The 25,473-nt window shown below is 58.3% G+C and carries 14 protein-coding genes; 7 read left to right on the top strand and 7 right to left on the bottom strand.

Translation table 11 applies throughout. The annotated features are described in order from the left end of the window. Positions 1-228 precede the first annotated feature (228 nt). The 6 genes from HED65_RS11620 (at position 229) to nudI (ending at position 17,337) form a co-directional block, all read left to right on the top strand. Positions 229-11,223 (top strand): BapA/Bap/LapF family large adhesin, encoded by a 10,995-nt coding sequence (locus HED65_RS11620; RefSeq protein WP_114978702.1) that lies wholly within the window; start codon positions 229-231, stop codon positions 11,221-11,223. A gap of 81 nt (positions 11,224-11,304) precedes the next feature. Then, positions 11,305-12,708 (top strand): TolC family outer membrane protein, encoded by a 1,404-nt coding sequence (locus HED65_RS11615; protein WP_114978701.1) that lies wholly within the window; start codon positions 11,305-11,307, stop codon positions 12,706-12,708. Further along, positions 12,705-14,900: a type I secretion system permease/ATPase gene (locus HED65_RS11610; protein ID WP_114978700.1), complete on the top strand. Its 2,196-nt coding sequence runs from the start codon at positions 12,705-12,707 to the stop codon at positions 14,898-14,900. The genes HED65_RS11615 and HED65_RS11610 overlap by 4 nt, the downstream gene beginning before the upstream one ends. Before the next feature lie 10 nt (positions 14,901-14,910). Beyond that, positions 14,911-16,080, top strand: coding sequence for a beta-barrel domain-containing protein (locus HED65_RS11605; protein WP_114978732.1), 1,170 nt, complete (start codon positions 14,911-14,913; stop codon positions 16,078-16,080). Positions 16,081-16,583: 503 nt separating this feature from the next. Next, complete coding sequence (locus HED65_RS11595) at positions 16,584-16,853, top strand: HigA family addiction module antitoxin (RefSeq protein WP_168112392.1); 270 nt, start codon at positions 16,584-16,586, stop codon at positions 16,851-16,853. A gap of 58 nt (positions 16,854-16,911) precedes the next feature. Beyond that, positions 16,912-17,337: a nucleoside triphosphatase NudI gene (gene nudI / locus HED65_RS11590; RefSeq protein WP_114978697.1), complete on the top strand. Its 426-nt coding sequence runs from the start codon at positions 16,912-16,914 to the stop codon at positions 17,335-17,337. A 2-nt stretch (positions 17,338-17,339) separates the two neighbouring features. On the opposite strand, the gene HED65_RS11585 is transcribed toward nudI, so the two are convergent. The 3 genes from HED65_RS11585 to HED65_RS11575 all read right to left on the bottom strand — a co-directional run bounded on the left by HED65_RS11585 (position 17,340) and on the right by HED65_RS11575 (position 20,024). Continuing rightward, positions 17,340-17,849 (bottom strand): DUF6622 family protein, encoded by a 510-nt coding sequence (locus tag HED65_RS11585; protein ID WP_114978696.1) that lies wholly within the window; start codon positions 17,847-17,849, stop codon positions 17,340-17,342. An 85-nt stretch (positions 17,850-17,934) separates the two neighbouring features. Beyond that, positions 17,935-19,116 (bottom strand): aminotransferase-like domain-containing protein, encoded by a 1,182-nt coding sequence (locus tag HED65_RS11580; protein WP_114978695.1) that lies wholly within the window; start codon positions 19,114-19,116, stop codon positions 17,935-17,937. 20 nt (positions 19,117-19,136) lie between these two features. Then, positions 19,137-20,024 carry a LysR family transcriptional regulator gene (locus HED65_RS11575; RefSeq protein ID WP_114978694.1) on the bottom strand — a complete coding sequence of 296 codons (888 nt, stop codon included), beginning with the start codon at positions 20,022-20,024 and terminating at the stop codon, positions 19,137-19,139. Positions 20,025-20,122: 98 nt separating this feature from the next. Between HED65_RS11575 and HED65_RS11570 the strand changes: the two genes are divergently transcribed. Further along, positions 20,123-20,725 (top strand): short chain dehydrogenase, encoded by a 603-nt coding sequence (locus HED65_RS11570; protein ID WP_114978693.1) that lies wholly within the window; start codon positions 20,123-20,125, stop codon positions 20,723-20,725. On the opposite strand, the gene HED65_RS11565 is transcribed toward HED65_RS11570, so the two are convergent. The 4 genes from HED65_RS11565 to HED65_RS11550 all read right to left on the bottom strand — a co-directional run bounded on the left by HED65_RS11565 (position 20,719) and on the right by HED65_RS11550 (position 25,467). Next, positions 20,719-21,453 (bottom strand): class I SAM-dependent methyltransferase, encoded by a 735-nt coding sequence (locus HED65_RS11565; protein WP_114978692.1) that lies wholly within the window; start codon positions 21,451-21,453, stop codon positions 20,719-20,721. The genes HED65_RS11570 and HED65_RS11565 overlap by 7 nt on opposite strands. Positions 21,454-21,579: 126 nt before the next feature. Next, positions 21,580-22,959 (bottom strand): amidohydrolase family protein, encoded by a 1,380-nt coding sequence (locus tag HED65_RS11560; protein WP_114978691.1) that lies wholly within the window; start codon positions 22,957-22,959, stop codon positions 21,580-21,582. Between the two features lies 1 nt (position 22,960). Then, positions 22,961-23,917, bottom strand: coding sequence for a carbamate kinase family protein (locus tag HED65_RS11555; RefSeq protein WP_114978690.1), 957 nt, complete (start codon positions 23,915-23,917; stop codon positions 22,961-22,963). Then, positions 23,914-25,467 (bottom strand): xanthine permease, encoded by a 1,554-nt coding sequence (locus tag HED65_RS11550; protein WP_114978689.1) that lies wholly within the window; start codon positions 25,465-25,467, stop codon positions 23,914-23,916. Before HED65_RS11550 ends, HED65_RS11555 begins: the two co-directional genes overlap by 4 nt. Positions 25,468-25,473 lie beyond the last annotated feature (6 nt).

The raw sequence follows: 25,473 nt of genomic DNA, 5'->3' as shown, positions 1-25,473 counted from the left end.
TTACAAGGTTATATAAAAGACAAAATCGCGTTGTTGATAATTTTCTTAAATAAATAGATTCGTTCTGATGTTGCCACTCTGTATTCTGGCGGGCATCGTTCGCGCTGAAAAAAAATACGGTGAGCGCTGTTTAAATAACAGTAACTCCGCCGGGGGCGCGCTTTACCCTTCACAGAGATGGCTCGTCTTGCTCGCCGTTAACGACAACTCAGCTGGAGTCATCACTAAATGAGCCAAATCTCTGTTATATCGAAACTTACGGGCGTTGAAACCACAACGGAAGGCACCCAGGTTACGCTGAACCACACCTCGATTGTTGAGCTTCAGGTTGAGCGAGCCAATGTCGCCGATTTCGCCCGCAGCGGTAACGATCTGGTGATCACGCTACACTCCGGCGAGGTGATTACCGTTAAAAATTTCTACGTCACCGATGAGCAAGGGGCGAGCCAGCTGGTCCTTCAGGACAGTGAGGGTGCACTATGGTGGATTGAAGACCCTACCGGAGCCGCCACGTACGAATCGATTGCCTCTACGGACGTGTTGCTTGCCGCATCAGGAAGTGATGCCGGTGGTGCCGCCATCTGGCCATGGGCGCTGGGTGGCATTGTCGCAGCGGGCGGTATCGCGGCGGTGGCAAGCACCGGTGGTGGTGGTGGCGGCGGCGGTAATGGTGACGGTGATAATAACAGCGGTACTAACCCCACCACGCCCACAGACCCTGCCGATCCTGCCGACCCGGATACGACGCCGCCGAATGCGCCTTCCAGTCTACAGTTTTCATCAGACGGCAAAACCGTCACCGGTACCGCAGAACCCGGCAGTACAATCACCCTGAAAGATACTAACGGCAATGTGATTGGCACAGGTAAAACCGGCAGTGACGGCTCGTTTACTGTTAATCTCGGAACACCGCTAACCAACGGCGAGCACGTCACTGCTACAGCGACGGATGCAGCAGGAAATACCAGCCAGGGGACAAATGCGACAGCACCAGACATTACCGCCCCCGATGCCCCGGCAATCACCAGCGTAACGGACGATATTGAGCCGCAGACGGGGGCAGTCAGTAACGGCGGCAGCACCAACGATCAGCGCCCGCAGCTTACTGGCACCGCCGAACCCGGCTCCACCGTAACGATTTATGACGGCAGTATCGCCATTGGCACTGCAGTTGTTGCCAGTAACGGCACCTGGACCTTCACCCCGTCTGTTAACCTCAGTGAAAGTACTCACCAAATCACCGTACGGGCAACCGACGCTGCCGGCAATACCGGACCCGCGTCACCGGTTTTCACCCTCACAGTCGATTTGACGCCTCCGAATACACCGACCGCGATTCTGCTGACCGACGACACGGGTTCTGTCAGAGGGACTATCACTTCGGGCACGCTGACCGATGCAACGCAGCCGCTCCTGGCAGGAACGGGCGAGCCCGGTGGAAAGATCACCCTCTACGATAACGGCGTGGAGATTGGGACAACGACGGTGCTCCCCAACGGTACCTGGAGCATCACACTCAATAGCCCGCTCCCGGAAGGGACGCACTCGATTACTGTCAGTGAAACCGATGCAGCCGGAAACCAGAGCGCGATTTCGCAGCCAGTTAACTTCACCGTGGACACCACACCACCACTCGCTCCTGAAAACGTGGTCGTGTCGAATGATGGCACCACCATCAGCGGCACCGCGGAACCGGGCAGCACGGTGACCATTCGTGAAGGCGATGCCATCCTGGGTAATGCTGTGGCCGATGGTCAGGGCCACTTCAGCCTGACGTTAACACCACCAAAAGTTAACGGAGAAACCCTGACTGCAAACGCCACCGACATCGCAGGCAACACAGGGCCGACAGCACCCGCTACTGCACCGGATCTTACTCCACCGCTGGCCCCGGTCATTCTTTCGGTGGTTGATGACGTGCTGGCTACCACCGGCCCCGTGGGACAGAACGGCCTCACTAATGACACGACGCCGACGCTTAACGGCACCGCTGAACCGGGTTCAGCCGTCACCATCCGTCTGGACGGTACTGATATTGGCACAGTATTAACCGACAGCAACGGTGTGTGGTCTTATACCCCCACCACGCCCCTTGTCGAAGGCGCTCACACCTTTACCGTTGTTGCCACCGACGCTGCGGGTAATACCAGCACTGCATCAGGCGGTTTCAACTTTACCGTCGATACGACCCCGCCATTGGCTGCGACTATCGTCACCGTGACCGATGACGTCGGTAGCGTTACAGACCCGCTCAACAGCGGTGATACCACGGATGACACCCAACCGCTGCTGCAGGGCTCCGCGCCAGCTGATGCGGTTATCACCGTCTATGACGGCACGACCCTACTCGGCACCGCCATCCTCGACGGCAACGGCGGATGGAGTTTTACACCTGTTACCCCGCTCACCGACGGTCCGCATTCGCTGACCGTTCATGCCACCGATGCCGCCGGAAATACCACTATCTCCAGCCCGTTCGCGCTGGTCGTGGATACCACACCACCACTCGCCCCTGAAAACGTGGTTGTGTCGAATGATGGCACCAGCATCAGCGGTACTGCAGAGCCGGGCAGCACGGTGAGCATTCGTGAAGGTAATGTAACAATTGGCGATGTGGTGGCCGATAGCCAGGGTAACTTTAGCCTGACACTGGCCCCCCCGAAGACCAATGGCGAAATTCTGACCGCAGCAGCCACTGATACGGCAGGAAACACGGGACCGACATCCTCCGCGGCTGCACCGGACATTACCCCGCCGCAGACCCCGGTCATCGTATCGGTGATTGACGACGTGCAGGCCACTACCGGACCTGTAGGCCAGAGCGGGCTCACCAATGACCGGGCCCCAACCATTAACGGTACGGGCGAGTCTGGCTCAACCATCACGATTTCTAACGGCAGCGATATCCTCGGCACGGTGGTTGTTCCGCAATCCGGCCTGTGGAGCTTCACCCCACCTTCACCGCTGGTCGATGGCACGTATGTGCTAACGGCAACGGCAACGGATCCCGCCGGAAACCAGAGCGGAATCTCAGCCGCGTGGACAATTAACGTCGACGGGACTGCACCTGACGCCCCGGTGATTTCACAAGTCGTGGACGATGTTCCCGGAGGAATTACTGGCTCGCTCGGCCCAAATGCCACGACCAATGACGCCACCCCAACGCTCAGTGGTACCGCCGAAGCAAACGCAACGGTCACCCTCCGCGTGGATGGTGTGGCTATCGGTACAACCGTTGCCAATGGCCTCGGCGTATGGGTCTTTACGCCGTCCTCGCCAATCGGTGAGGGGCCTCACGCTCTGACCGCTGTTACAACCGACGCGGCAGGTAACACCAGTGGCGTATCCAACACCTGGGGTATCACGATTGACAGCGTCGCGCCTGCTGCTCCGGTTATTACCCAGGTGATAGATGATGTGCCCGAGCGCCTCGGTACACTCAACCCCAACGATACCACCAACGACACAATGCCGACGCTCAACGGTACCGCAGAGCCGGGCTCAACCGTCACCATCCGTCTGGATGGTACAGATGTTGACACGGTAGTGGCGGACAGCAACGGCGCGTGGAGCTATACCCTCACTACGCCTCTTGTCAGCGGCCCCCATACCTTTACCGTCGTCGCCACCGACGCGGCGGGTAACACCAGTCTCGCCTCAGGCGGTTTCACCTTTACTGTTGATACCACCCCACCACTGGCAGCGACCATCGCCAGCGTGCTCGATGATGTCGGCGGCGTTCAGGGCCCACTCAGCAGCGGTGATACCACAGATGACACCCAACCGCTGCTTCAGGGCTCCGCCCCTGCTGATGCCGTGATCACCGTCTATGACGGCACAACCCTGCTCGGTACCGCCATCCTCGACGGCAATGGCGGCTGGAGTTTTACCCCCGTTACCCCGCTCACCGACGGCCTGCATTCGCTGACGGTGCATGCCACGGATGCCGCGGGCAATACCACCGTCTCCAGCCCATTTGTACTGACGGTAGATACCGTGGCACCTGCCACGCCAGATGCCCCGGCGATCACCGTCAACCCTGACGGCGGCGCAATACAAACGCCGCTGAACCCGGGCGAAACCACTCGCGACACCACGCCAACCCTGAGCGGTACCGGTAATCCGGGCGATACCGTGACCATCTACAACGGCGGCGTCAAACTCGATGATGTTGTTGTGGACGGCTCCGGCAACTGGAGCTGGACGCCAGCCAGCCCGCTGCCTAACGGCACCTATGACATTACGCTGACCGTAACCAACATGGACGGTACGGGCAATGAAAGCGCGCCATCCCAACCGGTCACCATCACCATTGACACCGACGCGCCGGCTACGCCTGTGGCACCGGTCATTACCGACAGCGTCACCCAGATAACCGGACCTGTTGCCGATGGCGGAACGACCAACGATCCCCGTCCGGTTCTGAGCGGTACCGGGACGGCAAACGACGTTATCACCATTTATGACAGCGTAAATGGCGGCGCGGCGTCGGTCGTCGGCACCGCCACGGTAGACAGCAACGGCAACTGGAGCTGGCGCCCTGGCAGTAATATTGCTGAGGGGGACCACGAATATACCGCTACCGCTACCGACGAAGCGGGCAACGTCTCTGGTTCATCGCCGGGGATAACGATCACTGTGGATACCGTAGCACCGAATACGCCAGTGATTAGCGCTGTTGGCAGCGCGCAGGATGATGGCTTTACCACGGATGCAACACCACTGGTCGGCGGAACCGGCGTCAACGGTGAGACAGTGATCGTCTACAACAACGGCGTGGAAGTTGGACGTGTCGTCGTCGCGAATGGTGAATGGACCCTGACGCTACCGACACAAACCGACGGTCCGCTGCATATCACCGTTGCGGGCATTGACGCGGCAGGTAACGTTAGCGCCCTTAGCCCGGTCTTTGACGTCACGGTGGATACCACTGCACCTGAAATACCGCAGATAAATGCCATCACCCCCAGCTCTCTTTCAGGCAGTGTGCTCTACACCAATGACGGTACGCCGACCCTCACCGGGACCAGCGAACCGGGAACCACCGTTATCGTCTCCGTCGACGGTACTCCGTCGCTGGTGCCAGTGACCCTACAACCGGATGGTAGCTGGAGCTGGACCGCCGGGAGCACGCTGTCCGACGGCCCACATACCTTCACCGTCTCATCCAGCGATCCGGCAGGTAATCTCTCCGGAAGTTCAGCGCCACTCAGCGTGACTGTGGATACTGTCGCGCCGCCAGACCCGATCAATATGAACCTGGCAGCAGAAGGGACACCGCTGACCGGTACCGGTGAGGCAGGAAGTATCATTACTGTGAAAGACGGTAGTGTGATCATTGGTACTGGCGTTGTCGCAGGCGATGGCAGCTTTTCTATTGCACTGAGCCCCGCGCAACTGGATCCCGCCACGCTGACCGTAACCGCCACCGATGCCGCAGGTAACAGCAGCCCTGGCGCGACGTTTGTCGTCACCGATTCACCGCTCGATCTGCCTCAAGTACCGGTCATTACGGCGATCAACGATGACGTTGCCCCTGTCACCGGCGACGTGAAAGATAAAACCACCAACGATACTACGCCAACGCTTACCGGCACGGCCGAAGCCGGCAGCCTGATTACCATCTACCTGGACGGTGGCGTGACGCCGGTGTCGACGGTCACCGCCGACGGCAGCGGAAACTGGAGCTATACGCCGCCCGCGCTGGGTGAAGGGCTGCATACCTTTGAGGTAACCGCGACCCTCAATGGCCTGACCAGCGGTCGCTCTCCGACCGCCGCCGTTACCGTCGACCTCACTGCGCCGGGTACCCCCACCATTGGCTCGGTGCTTGACGATGTGGGTCCCGGCACGGGTCCGCTGACCAGCGGCCAGACCACTAACGATAACCAACCCACCCTCACCGGTACGGGTACAGCAGGCGATACCATCTCTGTCTACAGCAACGGAACGCTGCTGGGCAGCGTGGTGGTTGGCAATACGGGAACCTGGAGCTACACAACGTCACCCCTGGCGGAGGGCAATAACGTCCTGACCATCCGCGAGACCGATCCGGCCGGGAATCAGAGTGGCCCATCGACCGGGTTCACCGTCGTGGTAGATACGGTTTCCACCACACCGGTCATCACTAACGTCACGGATAATGTCGGTAACGCCGCCACCACAGTGATCAGCGGCGATCCGACCAACGATGCCACGCCAACCCTTTCAGGCACCGCAGAAGCAAACAGCGTGGTGACGATTTTCGACGGTGGCACCCAGATTGCCGTGGTAACGGCTGACGGTACCGGCGCATGGACGTTTACCCCTGACACCGCGCTCACCGAAGGCTCGCACAGCTTCACCGTCCAGGCGACCGATCCGCAGGGCAACGTCAGCGCAGTCTCTGCCCCCTGGAGCGTGATGGTTGACCTGACAGCACCGACGGTTCCGACACTGGATAATGTGAATGACAACGTCCCGGGCGGTGTCACGGGCAACCTTACCAGTGGGCAGGTCACCAACGACAACACGCCGACGATTAGCGGTACCGGGCAGGCGGGCAGTACCATCCACATCATGAATAACGGTACGCAGATTGGCCTGGCTACCGTTGATGGAAGCGGGAACTGGTCCTTTACCCCGAGTACGCCGCTGGGTGATGGCAGCTACTCCCTTCGCGCTTATGCAACGGATGTGGCAGGCAACGCCTCGGCTAACTCGTCGGTCTTCGCCTTTACTGTGGATACTTCAGGCCCCGGTGTACCCGTGGTCACCAGCGTCATCGACGATGTCGGTCCTGCCACCGGTACGCTCGCGACGGGCAACAGCACCAACGACGCACGTCCGACCTTCAATGGCACAGGCGAAGTAGGTTCCACCATCCATGTGATTGTCGATGGCAACGAAGTTGGTACCGCGGTGGTGAATGCCCAGGGCAACTGGACCTTTACCCCAGGTACCGATTTGAGCGATGGGCCACATGCTATCACCTTCAACGCGACCGACACGGCTGGCAACACTGGCAGCACGACGGCTCCGTTTAACCTGACCGTGGATACGGCCGTGCCATCGGCTCCGGTTATTTCGACCGCAGGTGACAACGTGGGCAGCATACAAACTCCGCTCTCTTCCGGGCAGAGTACAGACGACACCACGCCGACGCTGAACGGCACCGCGACCGCCAACGCGACGGTGACCATTTATGAAAACGGGCAGCCAGTCGGCACCGCACTGGCGGACGGTACCGGCGCATGGAGCTTTACGCCGTCAACGCCACTGGTCAACGGAAGCCATACCTGGACCGCCACCGTCACCGATGCGGCGGGCAACATCAGCCCGACCTCGCCGGACTTTACCCTGATCGTTGATACCGCGGCACCAAACGCGCCGGTTATCAGCCAGGCGATAGACGACGTGGGCACTATCACCGGCCCGCTCACGTCCGGGCAAAGCACCGACGACACCGTACCGCGGCTTGTCGGAACCAGCGAACCGTTTGCCACCGTGAAAATCTTTGAAGGCGCGACACTTGTCGGAACAGGCACTGCGGATGCCAGCGGCAACTGGAGCATCCTGCTCACCACCACATTGACAGCAGGTCCGCACAGCTTCACCGCGCAGGCCACGGATGCGGCTGGCAACACCAGCGTCTCGTCGACAAGTTTCAGCCTGACAATTGACACCACGCCGCCTGCGCTGCCGGTGCTGACCAGCATCCAGGATGACGTGGGCAATGCAGCGACGCCAGTCGCCAACGGTGGGATCACCAACGACGCGCAACCCACACTCAGCGGTACAGCAGAAGCCGGATCGACGGTGAAAATCTTTGATAACGGCGTACAGATAGGCAGCGTGACCGCAACCGGTGGGAACTGGAGCTTTACGCCATCTCCTGCGCTGAGCAACGGTGCACACACGCTGACCTTTACCGCCACCGATGCGGTGGGCAACGCCAGCGCGCCAACCGCCGGGTATGTGATTAACGTCGATACCGCTGCGCCAGGTGCGCCAGTCATCAGTTCAGTGATTGATGATGTCGGCAGCGTTACCGGTCCGGTGACCGGTACGAATCCGACCAACGACACGCGTCCAGCGCTGACCGGGACTGCCGAAGCGAATGCAACGGTTCGAATTTACGATGGCATCACCCTGGTAGGCACAGTAACCGCCGATGCCAGTGGCAACTGGACCCTGCTACAAACCACTACCACGCTGGCGCAAGGCACGCATAACTTGACCGCCACAGCTACCGATGCGGCGGGCAACACCAGCGTGGCTTCAGCTGTGACGACAATTATCGTCGATACAACCGCCCCAACGGCACCGACCGGGACCTTTAACGCCGACGGTAGCGTCCTGACCGGGAATGCGGAAGCTGGCAGCACCGTCGCTATCCGCCTTGCAGACGGCTCGACAGTGACCGCCATTGCGGACAGCAACGGCACGTACAGCTACACCTTCATTAACAAACAGACCGAAGGCCAGACGCTGCAGATCACCGCCACCGACGTCGCAGGTAACACCTCACTGCCGGGCTCAGCCCTTGCGCCGGTGGTGCCGCTCTCCGCCAGCAATAACGTCGAAGAGCTGAACCTCAGCACCACCGCAACCGTCACCAACAGTCAGTACAGCGATTACGGCTTCCTGCTGGTTGGCGCCGTGGGTAACGTCCTGACATTACTGGGGAATGACACCGCCCAGGTGAACTTCACCGTAGGCAGTGGCGGCAGCGCAGATATCGTGGTGAACGCTAATGCAACAGGTGCGGTACTTACGCTACTGAATACCCTGGAGCTGGTGGTTCAACACTGGAACGGCAGCACCTGGACCACCGTCGTCGACACCGGACAACCGCAGTTTGCCGATCTGTTGACCCTCGGGGCCACCGGCGTATCACTGAACCTGACCGGGCTGGCTGACGGTGACTATCGTGTCCTGAGCTATAACACCAACCTGCTGGCAACCGGCTCTTACACCAGTCTGGATGTGGCGGTGAAAGAGACCGGCCCGGGTACTGTGACGGGCGACACCAGCCTGAATGGGAACGTGATCACCGACGTTGACCCAACCGCAGGCAGCGACAATGCCCCGGCAGGGGCGACGATCACGGCCGTCACTAACGCGCAGGGAACCACGACCAACGTTACGGCTGACGGCACGGTGATTCAGGGCCAGTACGGTACGCTGACCATCAACCGCGACGGCAGCTACACCTACAACCTGACCGACACCAGCGCGTCGGTCATTGGCCGGACGGAGAGCTTCAGCTACACCATCACCTATAACGGCGTCAGCGCGTCGGCGAACCTGGTGCTGTCCCTGGGAGCCGGTACCGTCGTCAACGGTATTGTGGCAGTGGACGACACGGCCTCGCTGACCTTTGACACCACCGTGAGTGAAATCAATAACGGGACTTCGTCTCAGGGTGGTTTTACCGTGGTGGGGGTAAATCTTGGCAGTACGCTGGGACTTAATCTGCTGGACGATATGACCAACCCGATTATCTATAACGTCGAGGAAGGTACCACCCGCACCATGACCATCCAGGCCTCCGTGGGTGGCGTGGCCCTGGCGTCGGTGTTTGATCTGTACGTCTATAAGTTCAACAACGCGACCCAGACCTTCGAGCAGGTCCGCGTTGAGCCAGGCTGGCTGCGCGCCCCGTTACTGGGAGGGACGTCATCTCAGTTGACGCTGAACCTGCCCGCCGGGGAGTATCTGTTCCTGCTGAATACCGCATCCGGGATCGCGGTCCTGACAGGCTACACGCTGAGCGTCCTGCAGGATCATGTCTACAGCGTGGCAAGTATCAGTGAAACGACCACAGGCGATGTGCTGGCGAATGACCCTGTTCCGACGGGCACCGTGGTCACGGAAGTGAACGGCGTGACGGTCAACAGCAGCGGAACAACCGACATTCAGGGGGAATACGGCACGCTGACCATTAATTCGTCCGGCCAGTACACCTATACCCTGAGAAGCGGTGTGGGTGCAGACCATATCAGCACGCCGGATACCTTCGTCTACACTGTGACCGCACTTGACGGCTCGAAGGATACGGCATCGCTTAACATCACCCCAACCGCTCAGGCGATGGATGCGGTCAACGATGTCAGCACCGTGATGGATGTGACGTCAGTGCATCATACAACCGCCTATTCAGATACGACCGTAGGAAGCGCAAGCTGGAGCACGCTTGCGCTTCCCTCATCGGGAAGTGGTAGCGGCACCTTTGTGGTGGATCCCAACACCGCCCTGCATAATGCAGTTCTGCACTTCAACGTGGCCTCACTTCTGTCGCTGGGTGGATTGACGGTCAACTGGACGTTGTCTATGGACGGAACAACGATCCGTACAGGTTCATTTAATGGCGGAATATTGCTGGGCGGTAATGCGGATATCCCTTTAACAGGTCTTGACCTGAACGCAGGCACTTACACCCTGAGTTATACCGGTAACGTTGGTGCACTAGGGATAGGAACCATAACCATCACACCAAGCGTCACCGGCACCAGCTATTCACTGTCACAGTTCGACGTCACCGGCACCCACACCGTCAACGGCAATATCTTCGATGGTACCGATTCCGGCGGCGTGCTGGATCAGCTGCACTCGGTAGATACCCGCCTGAGCGTGACCGGCTACAACGGCGTGACCACCACGCTGGATCCGTATACCGGCAGCGCAACGGTGAACATCACCGGTCATTACGGCACCCTGGCGATTGGCGCAGACGGCCATTACACCTATACCCTCAACAGCGGGATCTCACTCTCAACCATGACCTCGAAGGAGACCTTCAACTACACCCTGACCGATGCCAACGGCAACACGGACAGCGCCACACTGACCATCAATATGGCGCCGCAGTTCATCAGCTCGGAACATAACGACGCCATTACCGGTACGGCCTACGGCGATACGCTGATTTATCAGGTGCTGGACAATACGGCAGGCAATGCCACGGCAGGCAACGTCAGCAGCACCGCGGGCGATCACTGGACCGGCTTCTCGCTGGCGCAGGGGGACAAGATCGACATTGGCGATCTGCTCGTGGGCTGGGACGGCAATACCGCCTCGTTGGGGAATTATCTGCATGTCACTAATAGTAATGGCAATACCGTGATCTCCATCGACCGTGATGGTGCAGGGTCCACCTACACTAATACTGCACTCGTTACGCTTGATAATGTGCAGACCACCTACGACGAGCTTGTTAACCAGCAACACATCATTACCTGATAGCACCTGCAAGAGATGACCCGGGCGCACAGCGCCCGGGCATAAATAATAAAGCTGTACATATTTTATTAGGGACATGACATGGGAATGAAGATGCCTTACTGGTGGCTCTCGTGCTGCCTGATATCTGTGCCCGCTCTCAGCGCGAACCCGGCGGCAACCATCAATACCGGACAACTCCGCGAAACGCAGGAACTCCCCTCACTCAATGGTCGAGTAGCCCCTGTGGCCGGTAAAGCCGCGCCCGGTTCATTGCAGCTTGGCGAAGCCGTCAACCGGGCCGTCACCTGGCACCCGGCCATCAGCGAAGCCGTGGGGAAACTCTATGAACAGAGCGAAGAGGTGGACGTCGCTAAATCAAAATACTATCCGCAGATTAATGCCGGTGTGGACAACGGTTATTCCCATGACGGCGACCAGAACGGCTTTACGCCATCAATGGTGCTCTCCCTCTCACAAATGCTTTACGATTTTGGCAAGGTGGCAAGTCAGGTACGAGCCGAGAATGCCGGAGTTGCCCAGCAGCAAGCCAACGTGCTGGTCAGCATCGACACCATCGCCCACGATACCGCTGTCGCCATGGTGCAGGTACAAACCTGGCAGCAGATGGTCGAGACCGCGAAAGAGCAGCTTGAGGCTCTCTCCTCCATTGGCACACTGACCCGCCAGCGTAACGACGAAGGGGCCACGTCGCTCTCTGACGTCGTACAGACCGATGCGCGTATTGAAGGTGCGCGCGCCCAGTTGATGCAGTATCAGGCCAGTCTCGACAGCGCCCGCGCCACGCTGATGAGTTTTCTCGGCTGGAACAGCCTGAACGATATCAGCAATGATTTTCCGCAAAAGCTGGGTCGGAGCTGCGATATCGCCGAGCCGGACGACCGTCTGGTTCCCGCGGTACTCGCCGCCTGGGCACAGGCTAACGTCGCCCAGGCGAACCTTGACTACGCCGAAGCACAAATGACGCCGACTGTCTCGCTGGAGCCAGAAGTGCGCCATTACATGAACGATCGCTATGCGGGGAGCGAAACACGGGATCGCACCCAGTATTCCGCGTGGGTGAAAGTGCAGATGCCGCTCTATCAGGGCGGTGGCCTCACCGCCCGGCGTAATGCCGCCGGACACGCGGTGGACGCGGCGCAATCTACCATTCAGCGCACGCGTCTTGATGTCCGCCAGAAACTGCTGGAAGCCCGCAGCCAGGTAATGAGCCTGCAAAGCACGCTGCAAATCCAGGGCCGTCAGGAAGCTCTCAGCGCCCGCACCCGCGAGCTGTACCAGCAGCAATATCTCGATCTCGGCTCACGCCCGCTGCTTGATGTGCTCAACGCCGAGCAGGAGGTCTATCAGGCGCGGTTCACCCAGCAGCAGACTCTTGGCCAGTTGCACCAGCTGCAACTCAACTGTCTCTATAACACCGGGCAATTGCGTCACGCGTTCGATCTTGATAACCGCACCATCCAGACCGTGGAGATCCAGCCATGAAGCAACGCGAAATCCCGCAGGGCGAAACGATGACAGATAAGGCGCTGGCGCAGTGGGCGCAGGCCTTTGGTTTTGTCGCCACGCGCTACCGTGTCGCCTGCTCTCCCGGCGCGCTGATCGCAGGCGCTCCGTGGCTGAAAGGCAAACCGATGGTGCCCGCCCTCACCCAGTTGGCCCGTGAAGCGGGGCTGTCGTTTCAGTTGCTTACCGGCGGCCAGGAGGCTATCAACAGCTGGCGTCTGCCGGTGGTGGTGGCGATGAATGACGGCAGGATCGGCGTGATCGAGCATTTCGACGGGGACGATACGCTGGAAGTCAGCTTTTTCGACGATGAGACTTACACCAACCGGCTGTCGATGACGGCGATGCTGCCCGCTATCCGCCACGTCATTGCCCTGCGTCCACTCGCCGCGCTGAAGGACAGCCGCGTGGACGCGTATATATCAAAATACCGTCCGGACTGGCTCTACCGGCTGGTGATGCGCGACTTACGCCCCTACAGCTGGGTGATGCTGGCCGCGCTGTTTATCAACGTGCTGTCGCTCTCCGGGATCGTCTTTTCCATGCAGGTCTACGACCGGGTGATCCCCGCCCAGTCCTACCCGACGCTTTACGTCCTGACGATTGGGGTGTTGATCGCCACCCTGTTTGGCTTTGTGCTGCGCGTGGCGCGCGGACACATTATGGATCTGCTGGGCAAGCGTTCAGACCTACGTGTCTCGGATCGCGTCTTCGGCCACGCCCTGCGCCTGCGCAACAGCGCGATCCCCCGCTCCACCGGCAGCTTTATCTCCCAGCTACGCGAGCTGGAGCAGATCCGCGAGATGGTAACCTCCTCCACCATTTCTACGATTGTCGACCTGCCGTTCTTCTTACTGTTTGTGGTGGTGCTGGCGATCATCGCCCCGCAACTGGCGTGGATCGCGCCGGTGGCGGCGGTGATCATGGTTCTGCCCGGTCTGCTGCTGCAGAAGAAGCTGGCAGAGCTGGCGAAACAGTCGGCCCATGAATCGACCCTGCGCAATGCGGTGCTGGTGGAGAGCGTGCAAGGGCTGGAGGACATCAAGCTGATGCAGGCGGAAAACCGCTTTTTGCAGCAGTGGAACAGTTATATCCAGATCACCGCGGAATCCGGCCTGCGCACCCGCGAACTGACCCAGAACCTGATCAGCTGGGGGATGACCATCCAGAGCCTGGTCTACGCCGGGGTGATCGTGGTCGGTGCGCCGATGGTGATCGACGGCACCCTGACCACCGGTTCCGTGGTCGCGGCGTCCATGCTGGCCTCCCGCATGATCGCCCCCATGGCAACGCTGTGCGGCGTGCTGGCCCGCTGGCAGCAGGTAAAAGCGGCCAAAGAGGGGCTGGACAGCATTATGCAGTTGCCTACCGAGAACCAGCGCGAAGAGACGCCGATCCGCCAGGACGTGCTGCGCGGTCACTACTTGTTCGAGCAGGCGCAGTTCCGTTATCAGCCGGACGATCCGCGCATGGCGCTGCGCATTAACCGACTGGAGATCAGTCCGGGTGAGAAAGTGGCGATCCTCGGGCGCAATGGCGCGGGTAAATCGACCCTGCTACAGGCCATGGCGGGCGGAATGGACCTGGCGGCTGGTGAGCTGCGGCTTGATAACTTCAGCCTGCCGCATCTCGACATCGCCGACGTTCGTCGCAACGTCGGTTTTATGACCCAGAACGCGCGGCTGTTTTACGGTACCCTGCGCGAAAACATCACCCTCGGCATGCCGCGCGCCACCGACGACGAGATTTTCGAGGCGCTGGAACTGACCGGCGCAGCAGGTTTTGTGCAGAAGCTACCCAAAGGGCTGGACTACCCGATCATGGAAAACGGCGTGGGATTATCCGGCGGACAACGCCAGTCGATTTTGCTGGCGCGTATGCTCCTGCGCGATCCGAATATTGTGCTGATGGATGAACCCACCGCGTCGCTGGACGAGCACACCGAGCGGGAATTTATCCAGCGTCTCGGCGACTGGCTAGGGCATCGCACCCTCATCGTCGCCACGCACCGCGTACCGGTGCTGGAACTGGTGGAGCGGGTGGTGGTGCTCAAAGAGGGAATGCTGGTGATGGATGCACCAAAAGCCCAGGCGCTGAACAACAGCCGTATGCAGCAGCAACAGCAGGCAGCAACAGGACGGGAGTGGAAAAATGAAAATCAGTCAGCGTGACGTGGCGGCAATGGACGATCTGGATAAAGCCCTCGACTCCGAAAGCGGCTACACCGGTGCGCGACGGATCGTGATCTTCTCGCTGCTGATGTTTGTCGTCCTGGGCGTCTGGGCGTGGTTCGGCGTGCTGGATGAGGTGTCAACCGGCTCGGGTAAAGTGATCCCCAGCTCGCGCGAGCAGGTATTGCAGTCGCTTGACGGCGGGATCCTCACCGAACTGAACGTCCACGAAGGGGATCAGGTGCAAGCCGGGCAGGTGCTGGCACGCCTTGATCCGACGCGTTCCGAATCGAACGTCGGCGAAAGTGCGGCGCGCTACCGCGCTTCACTGGCCTCCAGCGCGCGTCTGTACGCTGAGGTGAACGATCTCCCGCTGAAGTTTCCCCCTTCGCTGGCAAAATGGCCGGATCTGATTGCCGATGAAACACGACTCTACAACTCCCGCCGCGCACAACTGGATGACACCCAGCGAGAGTTGCGCGCCGCGTTAGACCTGGCGAATAAAGAGCTGGCGATCACCCAACGTCTGGTGAAAACCGGCGCTGCCAGCCACGTAGAGGTGCTACGGCTGCAGCGGCAAAAAAGTGACCTGGAGCTGAAGCTCACCGACGTGCGCTCGCAGTATTACGTTCAGGCCCGCGAGGCGCTCTCCAAGGCCAACGCGGAGGTGGATATGGTCTCCGCCATTCTTAAAGGTCGTCAGGATTCCGTCACCCGTCTGACCGTAAAATCCCCGGTGCGCGGGATCGTGAAAAACATCAAGGTCACCACCATCGGCGGTGTGATCCCGCCTAACGGTGAGTTGATGGAGATTGTGCCGGTGGACGATCACCTGCTGATTGAAACCCGCCTCTCGCCGCGCGATATCGCCTTTATCCACCCGAACCAGGAGGCGCTGGTCAAAATCACTGCCTATGATTACGCCATTTACGGCGGGCTGCACGGGGTGGTGGAGACCATTTCCCCGGACACCATCCAGGACGAAGCCAAGCCGGAGGTGTTCTATTATCGGGTGTTTATCCGCACCAGCCAGGACTACCTGGTGAATAAAGCAGGCAGGCACTTCTCGATTGTACCGGGGATGATTGCGACGGTGGACATTAAGACCGGAGAAAAAACGGTGCTGGATTATATGATTAAGCCGTTTAACCGGGCGAAGGAGGCGCTGAGGGAGCGGTGATGAAACGCCTTACATCATTTTCTGAAGCCGCCTCGCAGGATTTAACTTCTTCTGGGTAGCCTGCTTTTTATTAGGGTTAATCGGGCGTATGTTCCTTCCACGCCAGCAAAATCTGGCGTCGGGATTGGCATCCCGGTTAAACTTAATAGCGGCGTGAGCTCTTGTTGCGCCGTGCGTCTGGCTACATTTCAATGGTGGGCTGGACGGGGGCGTCGCAAGACGCGCCGGTGTCCATTAAGGCCGGTAATGCCAACTCCGTTCAGTCCTGCCACCCGGGAAATTGGCATTTCTCTGGCAGTGTCTTAATTACTTAATGGAAAGTGTCATATGACCACCAGTAACGCACTTTTCACGACCCCCTTCGGCCACAATACCGACTTCACTGAACTTGCCGACAACTGCCAACGCTGTTGCGAAGCATTGGTTGAAGAGACCGATCCTGCAAGGTCGGGGTGAGGGCATCAAACCGCACTCATTTTATATTTATAAACAGGATGTTAATTATGAATAACCAGGAAAAAATACGCATCCCAACCACACCAGGCGAAGTGTTGCTGCACGATTATCTTAAGCCACTCAGTCTCGGCATCTCAGAACTGGCAGAGAGAATAAACACCGATCACACCACTGCCAGCGCGCTGTTAAGCAATAAAATAAAACTCACCGTGGATTTGGCCTTAAGACTGGCAAACGCATTCGATACCAGCATTGAATTCTGGCTAAATCTGCAACAAAACGCAGAAAACCAGGGAGCGAGAATCGAACACCTCTAACATAACCCTCACCCCCAATCTGCTAAAGTAGCCCAAATTCATTTTTCAGGAAGAAATCATGCGCCAACGAACCATTGTCTGCCCCATCATCCAGAACGACGGGGCCTACCTGCTGTGCAAAATGGCCGACGATCGCGGCGTGTTCCCCGGCCAGTGGGCTCTCTCCGGCGGCGGAATGGAGCCGGGCGAAACCATGGAACAGGCATTGCGCCGTGAGATCCGCGAAGAGCTTGGCGAAGCGCTGGAGATCGCCTCGGTCACGCCATGGGCTTTTCGCGATGACATCAGGGTCAAAACCTACGCCGATGGCACCACAGAGGAGATTTACATGATCTATCTGATCTTCGACTGCATCAGCGCCAACCGGGAAGTCACGTTTAATGAAGAGTTTCAGGAGATCGCCTGGGTTAATCCGGAATCGTTAAAAACGCTGGATCTCAACGAAGCCACGCGCATTACCTTCACGCAAAAAGGGCTACTGTAAATTCAGGCCTGAACCCGGGTGTTATACACCCCAACATAGTGCGCAAACTTCCCAATAAAGACGCCCGCAAACACACCGCCGGAGACGATCGCCAGCGCGCTCATGGCGGGCTGCTGCATTGTCTGCGGAGAGACCGCGCTCATCACGCCCAGCACATACTTCACCCCAAACGCCAGCATCATAAATGGCAGCGCGGTGTAATCTGCCTGGCGGAAAAGGCTGCGCGGTGCATCTGCACGGGTGATAACTGTCTGCCTGATCAGGACATATCCCAGCGCAGATCCGGCAAGGATCCCGGCAATCCACAAGGCAACGGTTCCAGGGCTCAGCGTGCGATAGACCACCAGATCGTAAATATCCCAGATAAGAAAGATCGCCGGAATGATGGCAAGCCTCTCCAGCGTAACGGTGGTGGGCTTGCGGGCTTTGATACCGCGAGAGATGAGAAAGACAAAAAGCACCCACACCCAGACGGGCGTGTGCGTAACGACACCGATCAGAAATTCAAACATGGAGATCACCATGGAAGAAAGCGGCTCTGGCCGCGCTGCAAGTATATTGCGCATAACGGCAGGAACGCCATTATGCGCAGGTCTTTTACAGCGATTTTTTCAGGCGTTGAACCGCCTCTTTCAGCTCTTCATCCGTTGGCGTGACAAACGACATACGCAGCGTCGAATGGTCTGGCTCATTGCAGTAGAAAAATTCGCCCGGCACAAATACTACGCCGTTACTTAACGTTTTTTCCAGCCAGCGAGTGGTATTACTCCCATTTTTCATAGTCGCCCACAGGAACATGCCGCCCTTCGGCTTGTGGAATGACATCACATCGCCCAGCTCGGCTTCCAGTTCTGTTGCGAACGTCTGATATTTCTGGCGATAGGCTTCGCGGATCATTTTAATCTGATCGGCAAGACGACCGGTTTTCAGGTATTCGTACGTCATCAGCTGTGACAGCGTGCTGGTGTGCAGATCGGTGGTTTGCTTGAGATTCACCACTGCGCGCTTCAGCCACTCCGGTACCAGCACCCAGCCCACGCGGGTGCCTGGCGCAAGAATTTTAGAGAAGGTTGAGGTATACACCACGTTCTCTTCGTTACCGATATCTTTGGCGTGGGCAATTAACGGGCGGAAAACTTCATCGGTGTAATTAATTTCGCTGTACGGATCGTCTTCAATAATGACGAAGTCATAGCGCTTCGATAATTCCACCAGCTTTTTACGACGCGGTTCAGAAAGCGTTACCCCACCCGGGTTACCAAATGTCGGCACAATATAAACCGCTTTAATGGTTTTATTGGCCACCAGCGCTTCGAGCTCATCCACTTTCATTCCGTCAGCATCGGTACCCACGGATTCAAAATGTGCCTGCGCCAGGCCAAATACCTGCAGTGCAGCAAGATACGTTGGACGCTCGACGACGACGGTATCGCCCGGGTTAATTAATGCACGCGCCAGCACGTCAAGTGATTGCTGTGAACCAGAGGTAACGACAACATCATCCGCCTTACAGCGGATCCCGCGCCCTTCACAAATGCGCTGAATTTCTTCACGTAGCCCAGGAACGCCTTCGGTCAGACCGTACTGGAAAGCTTCGCCAAAATGCTGGGATAATACGGCATCAGCGGCCATTTTCAGGCCTTCATGATCGAACAATGCAGGGTTAGGAATACCCCCGCCCAGCGAAATGACCCCTGCCATTTTGCTATGTTTTAATAATTCACGGATGGCAGATGATTGCAGGCCCTGCGCACTGCTGGCGAGTTTATTCACAGACATTCTTTGCTTACCTTCTTTTATTATATTGTGCCCAATCTTAGCAGAATATGGGCGATAAATTCTGTTAGCTTAGGGAGCGGGCGTAAATCCTGACGCCACAACAAATGCACCGGTCTTGGCTCTGGAATGTAATCCTCCAGCACCCGCACCAGCCGGCCACTTTCCAGCTCTTCCGCGACCAGCACTTCCGGCTGTAATAACAGCCCGGCCCCGGCTCTTGCGGCCATCCGCAGCCCGTAACCGTCGTTGCATCTTAGGATGGCATCACGCTTCCAGCGCACCTCCCCTTCGACACCCGGCAGCCGCCATTCATTGCGTGCAGTCCACACGCTGTGGGACAGACAAAGATGATCCACCAGATCGGCGGGCGTTTGTGGCGTGCCGTAGTGCGCCAGATAATCAGGCGCGGCGCAGATCACCATCCGATAAGGACAGAGGTATTTCGCGACCAGGTCGTCGTTGCGAATATCGCCAATGCGGATGGCCAGATCGACACCCTCCTCCACCAGATCCACCATCCGGTTGGTCAGATCCAGCTCCACGCGTACTTCCGGGTAGCGTTGCAAAAAGGTGGCGGTGAGCGGTGCAATCACGCAACCGCCAAAGGACGTGGGGGCCGTTACCCGCAGCGTGCCAGCAGGTGCCACGCGCAGGCGTTCAACCGCGCTTTCGGCGATGGCAACCTGCTCCAGTACCCGCTTCGCCTCGTCGAAATAGACCCGTCCTGCGTCGGTCAGGCTCTGGCGTCGTGTATTACGCTCCAGAAGACGCGTACCAAGTTGAGACTCCAGCAGCGCAATATACTTTCCCACCATTACCGCCGACATCTCCAGCCGTGCCGCCGCGCCGGTGAAACTGCCGCTTTCAACCACGGCAATAAAGGTTTCCATGCTGCGAAGCTTATCCATATTCCAAACCCCTGGTTAGTAATCTTCTAACTTTAGCCCAGTTTATCTGCATTTTTATTTATTAAAGAATGAAGGCTCACAACATTAAGGAGTCTGCGATGAAAATCGTCATTATTGGTGCCAGCGGTACAGTCGGTCGGGCAGTAACGGAAGAGTTGAGTCGTCGTCACGAGGTAATCCGCGTAGGTCGCACGCAGGGTGACTATCAGGTGGATATCACTTCCCAGGCGAGCGTGCAGGCGCTGTTTGAGACAATCGGCCCGGTGGATGCCATTGTCTCCGCCAGCGGGGGTTTGTACTTCGGTCCGCTCGCCACGATGAAAGACAGTGATTTCAACCAGGGTCTGCAGGATAAACTGCTCGGACAGGTGCGCCTGGCGCTGACCGGCCAGCATTACCTGAACGAAGGTGGATCAATTACGCTAATCAGCGGAATTGTAGCGCACGAGCCGATTGCCCAGGGGGTAAACGCCACCACGGTAAATGCCGCGCTGGAAGGTTTTGTTCGCGCCGCCGCCTGTGAACTGCCGCGCGGGATCCGCATCAATCTGATTAGCCCAACGGTACTCACCGAATCTGCCGAAGCCTACGATGGTTTCTTCCCGGGCTTTGAAAGTGTGCCCGCCGCCACCGTTGCGCTGGCCTATCGCCGCAGCGTGGAAGGCGTGCAGAGCGGGCGGGTGTATAAGGTGGGTTATTGAGCCTTACGGGCGGAAATGAGTACCAGCATCGGACGTTCCGCCTCTTCGGCCAGTGCAGGCCAGGCATCAATCTGTGCCTGCGTTGGCCCCCACTCGTTGACTTCGCTTATCGTTAATCCGGCCTTGATCAACGCGTTAAGCGTAGTGCCCAGCGTGCGGTGATATTTAATCACCCCGTCTGCCAGCCAGTTGCTGACGCGCTGGCTCTCGTCCTGATAATGGTTCACGCCCCAGAACCGCTCTCCGTTATCATCGGTCAGCCAGCCCTGACGCGTGGCACAGGTGTAAATGGGGTGCTCCATCGAAAAGACCAGACTGCCGCCGGGTTTGAGCGCGCGCTGAACCTTAGCAAACAGGGTGTCCAGCTCTGGCAGGTAGTGCAGCGCCAGGGAGCTATAGACCAGATCGAGGCTGTTCTCGTTGAGCTTGAGAGATTCCAGATCGCTGCGTTGATAGTGAATCCCGTCATCGTGGGTCAACTCCGCCGCACGGGCGAGCATCTTTGCTGAGATATCAACGCCCATTACGTCAGACGCACCCAGCTCACGCGCCGCGCGGCAGAACCAGCCGTATCCGCAACCGAGATCAATAACCGATTTGCCGGATAACTCCGGCAGCATGCTTTTTAACGCAGGCCACTCTGGCGCACCGTCCAGCCCCTGCACCGAGCGCGGAAGCTGGGCGTAGCCTTCGAAAAACGCCGGGTTGTCGTAGATGTTTTGTGCCATGGCAGATCCCTCTTTAAGAATGAGCCTCCCAGTATAAAACATTGCCGGGTGGCGCTGCGCTTACCCGGCCTACGATTTGAGGGTTTCAGTAGGCCGGGTAAGGCGAAGCCGCCACCCGGCACCACATTAGCCCACCGAGCCCCAGACGAGGTTGCCATTGTGGAACGTCGCGGTGCGCGGGGAAATACGCGCCACAGCTTCGGCGGAACAGGGAGCGTCAACCAGCACAAAGCTGGCGTCGTCCTGCGCTTTCGGCCACACGCGCTCACCTTTGTCGTTCAGCGGCAGCACGTCGCCGGTGGCGATACCGAGCGCGCGGGAGAGCGTCTGCTCGTTTGGTCGAATATAAAGCTGAGCGTAAAGGTTGGCTTTTTCCAGCATGTCCCCCAGGCCATACGGCGACCAGTGGTCGATTACGCTGTCAGTACCCGTCATCACTAACACGCCTTTATCCCGCAACTGCTTTAGCGGCATATGTAGAGTACCAATCGGCACGGTAGAGGCGATGGTCACCTGCTGCGCAGCCATGCGAGTGGCGATCTCATCCACCTGCTGTTCGTTGAGCGTAGCCAGCGCGAAAGCATGGCTGATGGTCAGTTTGCCCTTCAGCTCTGGCGTTTTCTCCACGGTTTCCACCATGTAATTTACCGCTGCCACACCCGCCGGGCTGGTTTCGTGCAGATGAATGTCCACCCCTTTGTCGTAATCCAGTGCGATCTGGAACATAGTGTCGAGGGATTTCTCCATCGCGCCATCCACGTTGGTGGGATCGAGTCCACCTACGTAGTGCGCCCCCGCCTGCATCGCCTCGCGCATCAGTTTTTCAGAGTTCGATAGCAGCAGGCCGTGTTGCGGGAAGGCGACAATTTCGCAGTCAAAACCGGGCTTGCGGCGCGCTAAGACCGCCTGCAAATTTTCCAGATTTTTCAGGCCGGAAACCGGCTCAATGTTGCAGTGGCTACGGGCAATAGTTGAGCCTTTCGACTGGATCAGGTCGATCAGCTTTTCGGCCCACTCCTGCGTATACGGCTGTAACTCCGGCAGCAGCTTCTGCTCAAGGCGGATCATATCCTGAATGGTGGTGCCCGCCGGGCGGTTAAGGGAGCGCCACGGACCACCGTAAAAGGTTTTATCCAGATGGATGTGCATGTCGCGCATCGCCGGTAGCATCAGTTTGCTGCCCGCATCGTAGTGCGGCAGCGTGGCATCAGCGTGGCTTTTGTTATCCCGCAGGGCGACGATCTTCCCGTCTTTAATTTCCAGCGTTTTCAGCTCGGTACGGGTGCTGGTCGCCACGCCGCCGTCGAAATTGAACCCGGCTTCCAGTAGCACATTATCCAGATAATAGTGTTTTGCGGTGATGTTCATCGGTTTGCCCGTCTCGCAGGTTGGCTTCGCGGTATCCGCAGCATACGCGACAGATCCGGTCGCACCAAACAGCGCGCAGGCGGTGACCATTTTGCCGCTCTGGCTGATAAACTCGCGTCGGCTTTTGTTTTCACTCATCTTATCTTCCTTCGTTAACAATATGGGTGCCGGTTTCACCGCGCAGCGCCGCAGGCAGGCTGTCCGGCGATGTGATGATCACGCGCTTGCCGCCGTGGTTTAAAAATTCCAGCGAGGCGATGATTTTGGGGAGCATGCTACCCGCCGGGAAGTGCCCTTCATCCCTGTACCGCGACATCTGTGCCACATTGACGGTGTCCAGCGCCTGCTGATTTGGCTTACCGAAGTTGATACACACTTTTTCCACGCCGGTGGTGATCACCAGCACATCAGCGTGGATCTCGCGTGCCAGCAATGCGGTGGAGAGATCCTTATCAATCACCGCGTCGACGCTCTGGTAATCACCTTCAGGTGTGCGAACCACCGGAATACCGCCGCCGCCCGCGCCAATCACCACAAAGCCTTTCTGCGTCAGCGTCTTGATGGCATCGGCTTCGACAATCCGTAACGGTTGCGGAGATGCCACCACGCGGCGATACCCCCGGCCAGAGTCCTCAATAAAATGCCAGTCCGGGTGAGCCCGTTGCAGCTCATCGCGCTGCGCGTCGCTAAAGAATGCACCGATGGGTTTCGTTGGATGGGTGAAGCCCGGGTCATTTTTATCCACCTCAACCTGAGTGACGACTGTTACCGCTTTTTGCTCCCCGCGTGTGGCCAGGCGGTTATTGAGCGCCTGCTGGATCAGGTAGCCGATGCCGCCCTGCGTATCCGCCACGCAATTCGCCAGCGGGGTCAGGGGCAGCCCTTCCCGCTCGTGGGCGATTTCGGCGCGGCGCAGATCCAGCCCCACCTGGGGGCCGTTTCCGTGTGTGAGCACAATGTCGTAGTCGGATGCCAGCATCTCCAGCACCGACTCTGCCACCGCTTTGACCGCCAGCGCCTGATGTTCAATCGACTGGCTGGCGTTATCTTTGATAATGCTGTTGCCGCCAATGGCAACGACCATGAGCTCTTTCATGAGTTCTCCTTCGCAACGGTGCCTGACTCAACGCTCGCAATTTCGCGGCTATCAAAGAAATGTTTCACCACAAACATGCCACCCATCATCAGATACGCCGTGACGAACATCAGCGAACTGCCTTCGGCAAAGCCCACCACCGGGGCGTGGATCACCCCAAACAGCGCCAGCAACGCGCCGACAGCCGCCGCAACGGCACCACGCAGTGGTTTATTGATGATGGCGAAGATGGCGATACAACCCCACAGCATGCTGGCAAGCGGTGCGCCATTCCCCAGATGCACCAGCCCTTCGTAGTAGATACCTTTGCTATGCAGTACATCGGTACCGATTTTCGCCGCACTGGTGCCCGCCGCCCCCATCACACTGTTCATCATGGTCAGCGCCCAGTTGGCGATCCACGGGAACAGACAGATGAAAATCACGGGCACTTCCACTTTGGGCGTTTCCCTCACCACCTGGTTGGCGGTCACCACGCCGATAAACACCAGAATCGGCACGATGGCGGTCATCGGAATGATGGCGAGCATAAACGCCCCAAGCCCGAACAGCGGCACGATGAACATGGTCACACCCGACGCCAGCGTATAGCCAATGCTGGCCCCCATCGCTTTCCAGCCCGCATGGCCAACATAGACAGTCACCGGGAACGGGTTACCCATCAGGCAACCAAGCATTGATGCCAGACCGTTTGCCAGCATCACTTTGCGGGTCGGGTATTCATCCCCTGCCGCATGAGCACTTTCGATGTTCTCCAGGTCAAAGATGTAGTTTGCCAGCCCCAGAGGAACTGCCGAGGCAAGGTACGGCAGCGCGTGTGGCAGGCCCTGCATAAAGCCTTCGATATGGACGGACGGCGGGTTAAAGCCGAACGATGACATCGATGCCTTGATCGCTTCCGGGCTTTGCAGGCCAGAGATCCATGCCAGCGCCGTACCGGCAACCAACAGCAACAGGCCTGTCGGGATGCGGGCGAAGATCGGCTTTTTACCAAACCAGTTGATGAAGATCAGCAGCAGCACGATGAATGACACCGTTGGCGCCTCAAATGCCTGCAGCATCGGGTTCATCGCCAGCAGCAGCAACCCTAAACCAGACAGACACGACAACAGCACGGTACGCGGGATCATCTTGCGGATGGTTTCCCCTAAAAATGAACCACCCGCCAGGATCATCGCTTCCACGAAACACCACACCAGACCGATCTGGATGGCAAATTCCGCATCACCGGTCTGCTGATAAACCGGCATTAATACAAGGAAGGTCACAGTAAAAATTGACGGTGCGCTCGGGCCGGACGGCAGCGCAGTGACGTCAGTACGCCCGGTCTGGCGAGCCATCTGCAGGCCAAACCACGCATAGCAGACGCTCGCCACCAGTACCGCCAGCCCGAAGGCTGGCGCGATGCGTCCATAAACAATCTCCTTCGGGATGCCGACGACAAAAATGAGCAACCCCATCATGGTCAGCAAATTGGTCAGGTTGTTGGTCATGAGCCCGAAATAGGCCGCCCAGTCACCTCTTTTCCACTCCAGTTTCATGTTTTTCATGGATGC

Source organism: Pantoea sp. LS15, assembly GCF_012241585.1.
In the GTDB taxonomy this organism is placed as follows: domain Bacteria; phylum Pseudomonadota; class Gammaproteobacteria; order Enterobacterales; family Enterobacteriaceae; genus Enterobacter.
This window is presented reverse-complemented; position numbering and strand designations above follow the sequence as displayed.